13 protein-coding genes are annotated in these 13806 nt (G+C 72.4%); 1 reads left to right on the plus strand and 12 read right to left on the minus strand.

The features are described from left to right. Nucleotides 1-28 precede the first annotated feature (28 nt). From OG943_RS22070 to dnaG, 3 genes are read right to left on the minus strand one after another with little or no spacing between them, the layout of a single operon-like run. Nucleotides 29-802: a trans-aconitate 2-methyltransferase gene (locus OG943_RS22070; protein WP_328611689.1), complete on the minus strand. Its 774-nt coding sequence runs from the start codon at nucleotides 800-802 to the stop codon at nucleotides 29-31. 54 nt (nucleotides 803-856) lie between these two features. Next, nucleotides 857-1381, minus strand: coding sequence for a hypothetical protein (locus tag OG943_RS22075; protein WP_328611690.1), 525 nt, complete (start codon nucleotides 1379-1381; stop codon nucleotides 857-859). Nucleotide 1382: 1 nt separating this feature from the next. Further along, nucleotides 1383-3296 carry a DNA primase gene (gene dnaG, locus OG943_RS22080; RefSeq protein ID WP_328611691.1) on the minus strand — a complete coding sequence of 638 codons (1914 nt, stop codon included), beginning with the start codon at nucleotides 3294-3296 and terminating at the stop codon, nucleotides 1383-1385. Between the two features lie 44 nt (nucleotides 3297-3340). Between dnaG and OG943_RS22085 the strand changes: the two genes are divergently transcribed. Further along, the gene (locus OG943_RS22085) at nucleotides 3341-4285 is read left to right on the plus strand and encodes a sigma-70 family RNA polymerase sigma factor (RefSeq protein WP_328611692.1); all 945 of its coding nucleotides are present in this window, start codon (nucleotides 3341-3343) and stop codon (nucleotides 4283-4285) included. A gap of 9 nt (nucleotides 4286-4294) precedes the next feature. On the opposite strand, the gene OG943_RS22090 is transcribed toward OG943_RS22085, so the two are convergent. The 9 genes from OG943_RS22090 to OG943_RS22130 all read right to left on the minus strand — a co-directional run bounded on the left by OG943_RS22090 (nucleotide 4295) and on the right by OG943_RS22130 (nucleotide 13629). Further along, nucleotides 4295-4861: a carboxymuconolactone decarboxylase family protein gene (locus tag OG943_RS22090; protein WP_328611693.1), complete on the minus strand. Its 567-nt coding sequence runs from the start codon at nucleotides 4859-4861 to the stop codon at nucleotides 4295-4297. A gap of 70 nt (nucleotides 4862-4931) precedes the next feature. After that, nucleotides 4932-6731: a glycosyl transferase gene (locus tag OG943_RS22095; protein WP_328611694.1), complete on the minus strand. Its 1800-nt coding sequence runs from the start codon at nucleotides 6729-6731 to the stop codon at nucleotides 4932-4934. 32 nt (nucleotides 6732-6763) lie between these two features. Then, entirely contained in the window at nucleotides 6764-7882 is a 1119-nt protein-coding gene (locus OG943_RS22100; protein WP_328611695.1) for a serpin family protein, read from the minus strand. Nucleotides 7883-8071: 189 nt separating this feature from the next. Continuing rightward, nucleotides 8072-9349 (minus strand): deoxyguanosinetriphosphate triphosphohydrolase, encoded by a 1278-nt coding sequence (locus tag OG943_RS22105; RefSeq protein WP_328611696.1) that lies wholly within the window; start codon nucleotides 9347-9349, stop codon nucleotides 8072-8074. 30 nt (nucleotides 9350-9379) lie between these two features. Further along, nucleotides 9380-10048 (minus strand): YdcF family protein, encoded by a 669-nt coding sequence (locus OG943_RS22110; protein WP_442874758.1) that lies wholly within the window; start codon nucleotides 10046-10048, stop codon nucleotides 9380-9382. 43 nt (nucleotides 10049-10091) lie between these two features. Then, complete coding sequence (locus tag OG943_RS22115) at nucleotides 10092-10697, minus strand: response regulator transcription factor (protein ID WP_328611698.1); 606 nt, start codon at nucleotides 10695-10697, stop codon at nucleotides 10092-10094. After that, nucleotides 10694-11899 (minus strand): sensor histidine kinase, encoded by a 1206-nt coding sequence (locus OG943_RS22120; protein WP_328611699.1) that lies wholly within the window; start codon nucleotides 11897-11899, stop codon nucleotides 10694-10696. Before OG943_RS22120 ends, OG943_RS22115 begins: the two co-directional genes overlap by 4 nt. Before the next feature lie 33 nt (nucleotides 11900-11932). Then, nucleotides 11933-12673, minus strand: a complete 741-nt coding sequence (locus OG943_RS22125) for an ABC transporter permease (RefSeq protein WP_328611700.1) — start codon at nucleotides 12671-12673, stop codon at nucleotides 11933-11935. After that, nucleotides 12670-13629: an ABC transporter ATP-binding protein gene (locus tag OG943_RS22130; RefSeq protein ID WP_328611701.1), complete on the minus strand. Its 960-nt coding sequence runs from the start codon at nucleotides 13627-13629 to the stop codon at nucleotides 12670-12672. The genes OG943_RS22125 and OG943_RS22130 overlap by 4 nt, the downstream gene beginning before the upstream one ends. Nucleotides 13630-13806 lie beyond the last annotated feature (177 nt).

The raw sequence follows: 13806 nt of genomic DNA on the forward strand, positions 1-13806 counted from the left end.
CCGGCAGTCAAAGCCCTGAGACCGGAGCTCAGGCGCGCGGAGGCGTCTGCGCGACGAAGAAGATGCGCCGGAACTCGAACCACGTGGTGCCGTCCGGGCGGGGCGGGTAGGCGGCGTCGAGCAGGGGGGCGAGCTGCTCGCGGAACGCGGCCCAGTCCGCGTCGCCCAGTGCGGCGCGGATGGGGCGCAGCGCGGTGCCCGTGATCCACTCCAGCACGGCGCGCTCGCCGGACAGCCGCTGCATGTACGTGGTTTCCCAGGCGTCCACCGCGCAGCCCTCGTCGGCCAGCAGGTCGGCGTAGGCGTGCGGGGTGGCGACGGCATCGTCCTCGCGCAGGACCAGCGTGCCCAGCCGCGAGGACCACGCCGGCGAGCCCGCCAGCTCACGCGTGATGCGGTGCGAGGGCGCCCCGAAGTTGCCCGGCACCTGCACGGCCAGGAACGCCCCCGCCGGCAGCTGCCCGACCCACCGGCGCAGCAGGTCCTGGTGCCCCGGCACCCACTGCAGCACCGCGTTGGAGACGACCACGCCGGTGTCCGGCCGCGGCTCCCAGTCACGCACGTCGAGGACGTGGGCGTCGACGCCGCGAGAGCGGGCGGCGTCCACCATCTCCGGGGAGCTGTCGGACGCTTCGATTACCGCGCCAGGCCAGCGTTTCGCCAGGTCGACGGTGAGATTGCCGGGCCCGCAGCCCAGGTCCACCACCCGGCGGGCGGCCGTGTCCGGGATGCGCCCGATCAGGTCGCCGAACGGCCGCGCGCGCAGGTCGGAGTAGTCGAGGTACTTGGCCGGATCCCACATGAGACGTCCACCTCCGCAGTAAACAGTACGACTGTACTGAGTACGAGCGTACTGCTAGCTCTGCGGACCCGCCAGCTTCTCCGCGACCTCCTCGGCGATGGCCGAGACCAGCGCCGGGTCCGTGCCCGGGTCGGGGCGCACCTGCAGCACCGTGCCGTCGTGGCCGGGCACCTTGCGCTGCACGAACCAGGCGCCACCGCCGGGCAGCTCGTGGCGGTGGCGCGTGCGCACCGAGCCGTCGACGCGCAGCCGCACCTGCTGCGGCACCTTGCCCGGGTCCGGCAGCCCGAACCGCACCGGCTCGAGGTCGCTCAGCACGACGACCCCGCCGGCCCGCTCGGTCTCCGCCGACTCGGTGAGCGTGAACACGCCGTCGGCCCAGCTCGCCTTGCCCACGAGATGCCAGCCGACGCGCCGCGCGCCGCCATCGCCGTCCGGGAACCACAGGCCGAGCGACGTGACGACCAGGTGCCCGCCGCCCTCGACCGCCGCCACGGCGATCACGTTCTCACCCGGCTCCGGGTGCCCCGGGAAGCCCTCGGGGAGACCGTTTCCGAAGATCCGGCTCAGCCAGCCCATCTCAGTCCCATCCGCTGGCCGCCTGCTGCCGCAGCGCCTTCCGGTACTGCTCCAGCGCCACCAGGTCGCCGAACAGCGCGCGGTAGTCGTCCGGCGCCTCGACCGGCGAAAGCCGCTGCAGCTTCGATTTGATCTCACCGATCTGACGGCCGACGAGGCTCTCCTGCACCCCCGCGAGCACCCCCGAGATGTACCGGGAGTCCACTTCGCCCAAGGCGCGCAACGGTTCCACGGACAGCTCGCTGAGCACCCGCCGGACCGTCCCTTCCGGACAGTGCTGCGCCGCGGCGTCCAGCAGCGCCGGGCCGGTGAGCCCGGACGCCGCGCCGCCCGCCTTGAGCACCGCCAGGTGGACCGCGACGTACACCGGGTGCGTGAACGCCTCCTCGGGCAGCGAGTCGTACTCCGGGCCGGCGATCGCGGGCTGCTGCAGCGCGGCCTTGAGCGCCTCGCGCTGGCCGATGAACCGCGGGTCGCCCGGCGCGGGGCGCGGCAGGTCCTGCTCCTTGGCCTCCGGTTCGGGCGCCTGGCGCGAGGCGGCCTGGCGCAACGGGGGTCCCCCGCGCTTCGCCGTGGCGCCCGCGCTGCCGCGCACCCGGTTCACCACCTGGGCCACGTCCTGCCAGCCCACCCACCAGGCGAGCTTGGAGGCGTAGCCGTCACGGCTGGCGCGGTCCTTGATCGACGCCACCATCGGCACCGTCTTCTGCAGCGCGGAGACCTGCCCGTCGACCGAGTCGAGGTCGAACTGCTTGAGCATGCTCTTGATCGCGAACTCGAACAGCGGCGTCCGGCGCGCGACCAGGTCCTTGACCGCCGCGTCACCCTTGGCGATGCGCAGCTCGCACGGGTCCATGCCGTCCGGCGCGACCGCGATGTAGGTCTGCCCGGCGAAGGTCTGGTCGCCCTCGAACGCCCTCAGCGCGGCCTTCTGGCCCGCCGCGTCGCCGTCGAAGGTGAAGATGACCTCGCCGCGGAACGCGTCGTCGTCCATCATCAGCCGGCGCAGCACCTTCATGTGGTCCTCGCCGAAGGCGGTGCCCGAGGACGCGACGGCCGTGGGCACGCCGGAAGCGTGCATCGCCATCACGTCGGTGTAGCCCTCGACCACGACCACCTGGTGCCGTTTCGCGATCTCGCGCTTGGCCTGGTCGAGGCCGAACATCACCTGCGACTTCTTGTAGATCGGCGTCTCGGAGGTGTTGAGGTACTTGGCCTCGATCCGGTCGTCGTCGAACAGCCGGCGCGCGCCGAAGCCCACCACGTCGTTGCCGACGTCGCGGATCGGCCAGACCAGCCGCCGGTGGAAGCGGTCCATCGGGCCGCGCTGGCCCTCCTTGGACAGTCCCGACGCGAGCAGCTCCTTGACCTCGAACCCGTGGTTGAGCAGGTATTTCGTCAGCTTGTCCCAGCCGCCGGGCGCGTAGCCGCAGCCGAACTGCTTCGCGGCCGCCGCGTCGAAACCGCGCTCGGACAGGAAGTCGCGGGCCGCGCGGGCCTCGTCGGTGACCAGCTGCTCGATGTAGAACTCGCTCGCCGCCCGGTGCGCCTCGATCAGCCGTGCGCGGGTGCCGCGGTCGCGCTGGACGCCCGGGCCGCCGCCCTCGTAGGTCAGCCGGAGGCCGACCCGGTCGGCCAGCCGCTCGACCGCCTCGACGAACGAGACGAGGTCGATCTTCTGGATGAACTTGATGACGTCGCCGCCCTCGCCACAGCCGAAGCAGTGGAAGGTGCCGTGTGAGGGGCGCACATTGAACGACGGGGTCTTCTCGTTGTGGAACGGGCAGAGGCCCTTCAGGCTGCCTCCACCGGCCCGCCGCAGCGCGACGTACTCCCCGATGACCTCGTCGATCCGGTTGCGCTCACGCACCTCCGCGATGTCGCTCTCCCGAATCCGTCCTGCCACGGCATCCACTCTAGTTCTCCCGCTCCGGCGGCCGTGCGGCACACTCTCCCCTTATGCGCACACCTCCGGCTCTGACCGGTTTCGCCGACGAGTTCGCGACGCACCGGGGGCACCTGCTGGGCGTGGCCTACCGGCTCACCGGCACGCGGGCGGACGCCGAGGACGCCGTGCAGGAGTCGTGGCTGCGGCTGGCCGGGCTGGACGACGCGGGCCGCGCGGCCATCCGCGACCTGCGCGGCTGGCTGACCACGGTGGTCGGCCGGATCTGCCTGGACCGGCTGCGCTCGGCGGCGGTGCAGCGCGAGCGGTACGTGGGCCAGTGGCTGCCGGAGCCGATCGTGACGCCGTTCGGCATGCCGGTGAGCGAGGACCCGCTCGACGCCGCCGTGCGCGACGACGGCATCCGGATGGCCGCGATGGTGGTGCTCGACAAGCTGACGCCGGAGCAGCGCGTCGCGTTTGTGCTGCACGACGCGTTTTCGGTCCCGTTCGGCGAGATCGGCGGGATCCTCGGCTGCTCGGCCGACGCCGCGCGCCAGCACGGCTCGCGCGCGCGGCGGGCGCTCGCCGACGCGGACCCGCCCCAGCGCGTCGAGCTGGCGGCACAGCAGCAGCTGCTGGAGAAGTTCGTCGCCGCGCTGCTGGCCGGCGACATCCGCGCGATGACCGAGCTGCTGCACCCCGACGTCGTGCTGGTCGGCGACTCGAACGGCAAGGGCCGCACCACCCGCCAGATCATCGTCGGCCCGGACAAGCTGGCGCGCTTCCTGCTGGGCCTGATGAAGAAGTACGAGCCGGGCCTGCTCGGCCGAGGCGCCCCGGTGCTCGTCAACGGCGACCTCGGCCTGTGGCTCCCGCCGCTGCCGGGGCGCGACGGCTTCCTCGGCGTCGACGAGCACGTCCAGGCCATGAGCGTCCGCGACGGCCGCATCATCGCCGTCTACGACATCGTGAACCCCGACAAGCTCACCCGCATCACGCGCCCCGAGCTGCCCTGAGCGGGCGGGTCACGGCAGCGGCACGCGGCAGGCGTCGCCCGAGGTGAAGCCCTGGTCGACGATGCCGAGGGCGCTGTTCACCCGGGCGCGGGAGTTCTCCAGGCCGATCTGGTAGGTCAGCTCGACCACGCCGTCCCGGCCGAACTCGGCTTCCAGCTCGGCCACCTGCTCGTCGGTGACGGTGACCTGCGCGCCCGTCATCGCGTCGGCGTAGGCCAGGGCCAGGCGCTCGGCGCGGGAGAACGCGGGCGAGTCCGCGTAGTCGTCGATGTGCTTCAGGCGGTCGATGTCGAGGCCGTCGTGGAGCTGCAGCATGGTGCCGAAGTCGACGCACCACGAGCAGCCGATGCTCGTGGCGACCCGGTACACGGCCAGCTCGCGGACGTTCGCGGGCAGCCGCTTCGACGCCTTCTCCGCGAGCAGCTCGTGCAGCATGCTCGCGCGCAGCAGTCCCGGATGGTGTGCCACGACGGCCATCGGCGCGGGCACGGCGCCGAACCGGCGGCCCGCGACGCGGTAGACGAGCTTCAGGAACGGTCCGGCCTCGGTGGTGCGCTTCGCCGGGATACGGGACATGGTCGTCTCCTCCACTGGTGCGGTTCAGGAGGAGGACGAGACGGCGGCGGGGAATGTGACGCGGGCCCGCTCAGCGGGCGGCGGTGATCGGCCGCACGTCCCACACCCACACGCCGTCGATGAACTGCGCGGGCTTGCGCAGCAACAGGTCCACGGTGGCGCGGTAGGCGTCGGAGTGCTCACGCGGGATCAGGACCAGCACGCTGGCGTGCCAGTACCGCAGGTCGTCGATGGCCTGGTCGCGGGCGTTGTCGTCGACCGGCGCGGCGGTGCCCGAGTCGCGGATCTGGTCCAGCAGCGCCGAAGTGGGCCGCTGGACGGCGCCGTACCGGCCGCGCTTGTCGTCCGGGCCGCTCGGGCCGACGAAGTAGCCCTCCGGCATCGCGTAGCCGAGACCGGCGTCGACCTGCCAGTGCAGCGGCTCCGACTCCCCCGAGCTGGGCAGCGGCACGGGCACCACGGTGCCGCCCGGCGCCACGTACGTCCGCCAGGTGCCGTCGGCGAAAAACGCCGGGGTGGGCGGCCGGTCCTTGACGAGCAGCTGCGTCGGCGCGATCGGCAGCAGCACCGCGATCACGGCGCCGAGCCACATCAGCCGCACCGGCAGCCGCCGCTGTCCTTCCCCCGGCTCGGGCAGCGCGGCCGCCGCCGTGAACACCCGGTCGGTGGCGATCGCGAGCAGCGCGCCGATCGCCGGCACACACGCCATCGCGAGCCGCGACTCCAGCAGCGACTCGAACAGCGGCAGGTTCGCCAGCAGCTTCCACGGGCCGGGCACGCCGGTGTCCACGTGCACCACCACGAGGTCCACGCCGAGCGAGAGCCAGGCCATCAGGAACATCGAGATCGCCACCGAGCGCGCGACGACCTCCCGCCACAGCCAGATCGTCACCACGACCATCAGCACGATCAGCGGCCAGCCGAAGAACGCGTTCTCCTCGGTGCGGTTTATCGACACGTCGGCGGCCTCGGCGGGCTGGCCGGCGATCGACTGCGTGGCGAACCGCGTGAACGCCGCGGTGTCGTTGCCGACCTGGCCGTGCTCCAGCGCCGTGTAGCTCTGCGGGCCGAAGAACTGCCACCACAGCGGGAAAGCGAGGAGCACGAACGCCAGCACGACGGCGATCCCGCCGCCGAGCAGCATCGGGCGGACCATCGCCTTCAGCTCGCGCGGGCGGGAAGCGCAGTAGGCGACGGCGAAGATCACGAAGCTCAGCGCGAAGATCAGCAGCGGCTCCTCGCCCAGGAAGACCTGGTACGCGGTGAGCACGCCGAGCCAGATCCCGTTGCGCACGGGCTTGGTGCCCTGCGCGATCCGGATCAGCTTGAGCGCCAGGAACGGCAGCACGAACCAGGCGACGAAGTTCGGGTGCGCGTTGGCGTGCGAGATGATCGGCGGCGCGAACCCGGCGACGGCGCCACCGATCGCCGCGGAAACGCGGTGGCGCACCAGATGGCGCGAGAACACCCAGTACCAGGCGGCGGCCGTGCCGGCGAGGCTGCCGGTGAGCGCGATCGCCCAGGTGGCGGTGGGGCCGAACGTCAGCGTGATCGGCGTGAGCGGGATCGAGACGCCGAGCATGGCCGTGTTGGCCATCATGTTCACGCCGAGCGGGTAGTTCTGCAGGTCCGTGGTGAGCGGGTTCTGCAGGTGCAGCACGGACTTCGCCGTGACGGAGAAGAACCACTCCCACATGTTCTGGTCCGACGCGCTGTTCCACAGGTAGCCGTGGCCGAGGTCGGCCCACAGCCCGCCGAACAGCACGACGGAGAACGCCAGGTACGCGCCGATGATGCCCGCGTCGGCCCACGACCGGCGCATCCGCGGCTCGTCCACGGCCGTGGACGGCCCGGTCACGACGGGGATCATCTCGGTCCTCGCCTCCGGTTGGAAAAGGCTCACTACGGGCGCACCACCCGCGCGAAGAAGTACACCGCGCCGGTGCCGGCGTGCCGGACGAGCAGCAGGAACGGCCGGTCGACGGTCACCTCGACCGGGTCGGAGGTGTCGAGGGACAGGGTGCGCATCTGGACCGCAGTGGCGGCGGCGCCCTCCAGGCCCTGCTCGTCGAGCCGGAGCACGGCCTGGTGCAGCACGCTGTCCACCCAGAACGGCTTGGTCGCGGTCAGCCCGGTCAGGTCGGCGCTCGGCTGGAACAGCTCGCGGACGCCGAGGGACTTGAGCGCGCCGTCGAGGTCGGTGCGGACGTCGAGCGAGATCTTCGGCAGCGAGAGGCGGGCCTTCCGGCGCCGCGTGCCGTCGATCAGGGCAGCGAGACGGTGCTCGTCCAGCGCGGCCTCGGCGGGTTCGAGGTCGCCGTCCGGGAGGAGGACGACGGCCTGGACGCCGCCGGCCGCGTTCAGCGTGACGACCTGCCAGCCGTCGGCGTGCTGGTAGCCGACGGACTCCTGGAGGTGCATGGTCCGCACCTCGCGCGGGCCGCCGGGGCCGTGGAACGCGGCGGGCGCGGTGGCGCCTTCCGGGAACGGGAGGCGCCAGGCGGTCTTGAGGTAGAGCGCGTTGACGATGCTGGCCCGGGTGTCGATGTCGAGGGAACCGGCGGGCAGCAGCTCCGGGATCAGGCCGCGGGTGGTGCGGCGGACGTCGGTGTTGATCAGCTCGCGGGCAGCCTCGGGGTCGGTCTCGAACGGCGCGGTCTCGGCCTTGCTACCGGGCCAGGTGGCGAGTTCGGCCTGGAAGCCGTCCTCGACGGTGATGCGGTCGGAGGCCCAGAGCGTGTTCGCGACGGCCAGGATCGCGGCGTCGTCGTCCAGCTCCGCGGCTTCACGCAGGAGGCGGGCGTGCGGTTCGATGTCACCGCTGTCCTTGCCGACGGCGGGTTCGGGTTCGGGTTCGGCGAGCAGGGCGCGCAGCTCGTCCGCGGTGCGGCCGCGCGCGGCCCGGCTGACCAGGCCCAACGCGCTGGCCGCGGAGTACGGCGAAAAACACGCGTCGACCCCGTCTGCCGCAGCGGCCCGGTGGAGTGCGAGCGTGAACCTCAGGTGGCTGTCGACGGCCATGCGGCGACCGTACCGGACCGCCCCCGGGCCGTGGCACGGAACACTGCACCTGCCCGCAGGGTCCCTGAAGGCCACCTTCAGGGCATGTAGGTCCCTGAAGGTGGCCTTCAGGGCACTCGCCAAGCCGGCACGGAGGCCTTCACCGCGTCTGAGCAGAGCGGGCAACGCGAGGTGTCAGCGCGGGCAGGGTCAGCCCGGCCGGCCGACGTGCCAGCGGTGCCACTCGTGGGCCTGCGCGTCGGTCAGGGAGGCGACCTGGTCGACGAGCACGCGCAGGCGCGCGGCGTCGTCCGCGGCCGCGCGCCAGGCCGGGGCGAAGAGCGGGTCCAGCGAGTCCGGGGCGCGCTGCCCGAGCGCGGTGACCAGCTCGACGATCAGCTCGCGCTGGCCGTCCTGCATGGCGAGGCGGCGGCGGTCGCTCATCACGTACCGCAGGGCCAGCGCCTTGAGCAGCGCGACCTCCGCCGCGACCTGGTCCGGCACGGCCAGGCGCGCGCCGTACCGGGTCAGCGGGCCCTCGCCGTACACACCGCGGGTGCCGGTGACCGCGGCGGAGGCGAAGCGGCCGACCAGCTCGCTCGTCAGGCGTTTCAGAGCGACCTGCGCGCGCAGCGACCCGTCCGGCGCCGTCCGCACCAGCTCGGCGACCACGGGCAGGTCGAGCAGCTCCTTCGCCGCACCCTCCAAAGTGGACGCCGACTGGGTGGAGAAGTGCCGCGCCGCCGCCTCGGCCACGGCCGCGCGCTCGTCCGGGTCGGCGAGCACGCCCAGCCGGATGCGGCCGGCCAGCACGCCGTCCTCGACGTCGTGGACCGAGTACGCCACGTCGTCGGACCAGTCCATGATCTGGGCCTCAAGACACCGCCGCAGACCCGGCGCGCCGGCGCGGATCCACTGGAACACCGGCACGTCGTCGGGGTACACGCCGTACTTCGGCTCGCCCGGGCGGCGCTCCCACGGGTACTTCATCGTCGCGTCGAGGCACGCGCGGGTGAGGTTCAGCCCCGCCGTGACGCCGTCCTCGGCGACGGCTTTCGGCTCCAGCCGGGTGAGGATGCGCAACGTCTGCGCGTTGCCCTCGAAGCCGCCGCAGGCCTGCGCGACCTGGTTCAGCGCCTTCTCGCCGTTGTGCCCGAACGGCGGGTGGCCGATGTCGTGCCCGAGCCCCGCCGTGTCGACCAGGTCCGGGTCCGCGCCCAGCTCCTCGGCGATGCCCCGGCCGATCTGCGCGACCTCCAGCGAGTGCGTGAGCCGGGTCCTCGGCACCCCGCTGACCTCGGCGCCCTCGCCCGGCCCGACCACCTGGGTCTTGCCCGCGAGCCGCCGGAGCGCGGCCGAGTGCAGCACCCGCGCGCGGTCGCGGGCGAACGCACTGCGCCCGTCCGGCCGCGCGCCCGTCAGCGCCGCGCCCTTGGGTGCCTCGGCCAGCACCCGGGCGCGGTCGTGCCCGCTGTACCCGTCACTCACCCAGTCAGCTTAGGCGGGGGGACCGACAATTCAGCCGAGCATCGTGTCGAACAGCTCGTCCGCAGGCGACTTCGTGACCTTGTAGAACAGCAGCGCGCCGGTCTCGCGGAAGATGTACCGGACCTGCGTCCCGCGCTCCTGCACGATCGGCCCGCTGTGCGTCGGCGCGGTCCAGGCGTCCAGGCCGAGGTCCTCGGCCATGGTGCGGCTGCGGAACGAGTGCCACGGGTCGCTCACCAGCACCGCCGTGTGCCAGCCGCGCGCCTGTACCTGGTCGGACACCGCGCGCAGGCTGCGCAGCGTGTCACTGCCCTCGCCGACGGCGATCGTCGCCGACCGCGGCACGCCGTGCTTGGTGAGCCACAACGCGCCCGCCTGTGCCTCGGTGAAGTTGTCCGCGGCCTTCTTGCCGCCGGCGGTGACGATGGTCTTCGCGACGCCCGCGTCGTAAAGCTGCTTCGCCTTCTCCAGCCGCGCGGAGAAGATGTCCGACGGCTTCCCGTTGTACTGCGCGGCGCCGAGCACCACGATCACGTCGGCCGGCGTGCGGTCGTTCTCGCGCGCCACCTGCCACACCCGGAACGCCGTGCCGCCGACGACGGCCAGCAGCACCAGCACCGCGCCGAACGTGATCCGGCGCAGCCAGCTCGCGCGCGTCGGCTTCGTCCTCTGTGGTGCGGCGGAACTCATGCCCGTCATCCTGGCAGAGCCACGAACGGGTGAGGCGCAGACACCCCGGGCACTACAGCCAGCCGCGCTCCTCGGCGAGCCGGACGGCCTCGGCCCGGGTCCGTGCCCCCGTCTTGCCGATCGCCGCCGACAAATGGTTGCGCACAGTGCCTTCCGAGAGGAAAAGCGCCTTCGAGATGTCGGCGACGGTGCTGCCGTCCTTGGCCGTGCGCAGCACGTCACGCTCTCGCGCGGTCAGCGGGCTCGCGCCCGTGGCGAGCGACTCGGCGGCCAGCGCGGGGTCGACCACCCGCAGTCCACTGTGGACGCGGCGGACGGCCTCCACGAGCTGTTCCGGCGGCGCGTCCTTCACCACGAACCCGGCCGCGCCCGCCGCCATCGCGCGCGCGAGGTACCCGGGACGGCCGAACGTGGTGCAGATGATCACCCGGCAGGACGGCAGCGCCGCCCGCAGCTCGGCGGCCGCGGTCAGGCCGTCCTTGCCGGGCATCTGGACGTCGAGCAGCGCGACGTCGGGCTTGGCCTCCCTGGCCGCGGCCACCACCTCTTCGCCGGAGCCGACCTGCCCCACGACCTCGATGTCGGCTTCGAGGCCCAGCACGGTGGCCAGCGCGCCGCGCACCATCGCCTGGTCGTCGGCCAGCAGTACCCGGATCAAGCCAGTCCTCCCGCGGTCTCGGCACGCACAGCCGGGGCGGCCGCCGCGGCCGGGCCCGGGTCCGGGACCTCCGCCCGTACGGCCAATCCTCCTCCGGGCCGGACCGTCGTGCGCAGGGTCCCCCCGACCGCCGCCAGCCGCTCGGACAGCCCGCGCAGGCCGTTGCCCGCCACCACTTCGGTCGCGGTGCCGTCGTCCTCGAGTTCGAGCCAGTCGCAGCCCAGCCGGACCTTCACCCGGCTCGCCCCCGAATGCCGCAGCACGTTCGTGACGGCCTCGCGCAGCACGTACCCGAACACGCTCCGCAGCTCGGCCCGCACGTTGTCGACCGCGTGCGGCAGGTCCGCCTCGATCTCCGCCGCCCGCAACGCCGCCCGCGCGCCGGCGATCTCCGCGGGCAGCGACACCTCGCGGTACTCGGTGACGGTGGCCCGCACGTCGGACAGCGCGCTGCGGGTGAGGCCCTCCACCTCGCGGATCTCCTCGACCGCGCGCGGGATGTCGCCGGAGCTCTCCAGCACCCGCCGCGCCAGGCCGGCCTTCACGGTGATCGTGGTGAGGCTGTGGCCCAGCAGGTCGTGCAGGTCGCGGGCCACCCGCTCACGCTCGTTGCTGACGGCGAGCGTGGCGATCTCCTGGTTCGCGTGCTCCAGCCGCCGGATCGCGCGGATCAGGTTGGCCATGAAGAACATGGCCGACGTGACGCCCGCGACCGACCCCAGGTCGCCGGACTCGGCCGACAGCCGCCCCACCGCGAGCAGCAGCAGCGCCGCCAGCGCCAGCCCGCCGAGGTCGAAGATCAGCGCCCACGCGGCGGGCAGCAGGAACGCCAGGGTGGCGGTGACGTAGAGCAGGACGAACGAGCTGGTCCCCCCGACCATGACCGTGGCGATGCCGGCCGTCAGCATCACCGCGGCGAACATCAGCTTGGACCGGCGCTCCTTCCCGAACATCAGCGGGAAGAACAGGTAACAGGCCGCGTAGCCGTAGAAGAGCAGGCACTCGGCCACGTTCAGCGGCGTGAGCGAGGACCGGATCAGCGACTGGGTCACCGGGATCAGGAACGGCAGGAGGAAGACGACCCCCAGGATCCACCATCGCCCGGGGTGCGGCCCGTCGTCGGCCGCCCCGTCGAGCGGGTCGGCCCACCAGGTGTCCCGATCGGCCAGCGTGGACAGCCGTACGTTGTCTTTCTCCGCCATCTCGGCCGTACCCCGTCCCTGTTCTTCCGCGCCTCAAACGCGCGCGCTGTCCTTACGGTAACGCCTGATCACGAGCGTCCCGAGGACCACGGTCCAGGCCCCGAGCACCGCGACCGCCGCCGGGAGGCCCACCAGCATCTCGTTCGTCACGGCGGGGCGCACCAGCCCGATCACCCAGTAGGTCGGCATCACCTGCGCCAGCTCGTGCATCCAGCCCGGCATGCCCTCGATCGGGATCCACAGCCCGCCCAGGAAGCCCATGCCCATCATCACGATCATGTTCACCGGCTGCATCGACTCCGGCGTGCCGAACTGGCCCAGCAGCAGGCCGAGCAGCACGAGCGGGATGGTGCCGAGCCAGATCCCGGCGATGACGCGGACCCAGCCGGCCGCGTCGAGGTGCACGCCTTCGGCGAAGATCGCGATCAGCGGCACCAGCACCAGCGCAGGCAGGCCCACGAGCAGGCCCGACAGCGCCTTGCCGCCGAGGTAGCCCGCGCCGGAGAGCGGGGTCAGGCGCAGCTGCCGCTGCCAGCCGGTGGCGCGTTCGACGGCGAGCTTGGCGCCGTTCATGGTGGCCGCGGCGAACGCGCCGAAGGTCATCATGTTGACCATCACCACGGCGACGATGGCCGCGTGGTCCGGGTCGCTCGCCTTGGTGAAGACGTTGGCCTGCAACAGGAACATCACCACGGGGAAGGCGAGGACGAACACGAGGAACCGCGGGGAGCGGAACAGCCGCCGGATTTCGACGGTGAGGTAGCTGAGGTTCATCGGGCTGCTTCTTCCGGGCTGGTGTCGCTCGCGGTCAGGGAAAGGAAGGCGCCTTCGAGGCCGACGGCGCTGATCTCGATGTCACGCACGTCCGGAACGGCGGTCATGAGCGCCCGCAACGTGGTGTCGGAGGCGGAACTCGAGACGGCGGCGCGTTCGCCGCGCAGCTCGAACTCGGTGACGCCGGGCAGCCGCGCCAGCAGCCGCTCGGTGGCTTCGGTCGCACCCGGCAGCACGGCCCGGATGGTGCGCCCGCCGGCCAGCGCGCGGACCTGCGCCACGGAGCCGTCGGCGACGACGCGGCCGGAGCGCATCAGGACCACGCGATCGGCGAACTCCTCGGCCTCCTCCAGGTAGTGCGTCGCGAACAGGACCGTGCGGCCGGATTCGGTGAAGGCGTACATGGACTTCCAGAACTCGCGCCGCGTGCCGACGTCCATCGCGGCGGTCGGCTCGTCGAGCACGAGCAGGTCCGGGTCGGACACCAGCGCGACGGCGAACCGCACCCGCTGCTTCTGCCCGCCGGACAGCTTGTTCGCCCGCCGGTCGGCGATGTCGGCGATGCCCGCGCGTTCAAGCGCCTCGGTGAGCGGCATCGGACGGCGGTGCAGGTTCGCGACCATGCCGACGGTCTCGCGCACGGTCAGGTCGTCGAGCAGCGTGCCGCCCTGCAGCATCGCCCCGATCATCCCGGCGCGCACGGCGCCCGCGGGCGTCTTGCCGAACACGCTGACCGCACCCGCGTCGGGCCGGCTGAGCCCCAGGATCAGGTCGACGGTGGTGGACTTGCCCGCACCGTTCGGCCCGAGCAGCGCCACCACCTCCCCCGGCGCGATGGTCAGGTCGACCCCATCGACGGCCCGCACGTCGCCGTACTGCTTCCTCAACCCGGTCAAATGAACGGCGGCCCCCGCCGCGACGTCCCGAGCCTCGCGCTCGGCCTGTGTGGTTTCCATGCCCCGAAGCCTGCGGCTTGGCGGGGACCGGGGCACAGGCCTTGCGTCACGACGTGGGCATGACAGGTGTCAGGGGTGGGTGGCGCTCTTCGGGAGCACGCGAGGCCTGCGGGGGACGCCTCCTCCAGGTCGATCGTCTCAGCCTCGGGATACGAACCGGGAAAAAATCATACGGAC

The sequence above is a fragment of the Amycolatopsis sp. NBC_00345 genome (assembly GCF_036116635.1).
Classification (GTDB): Bacteria; Actinomycetota; Actinomycetes; order Mycobacteriales; family Pseudonocardiaceae; genus Amycolatopsis.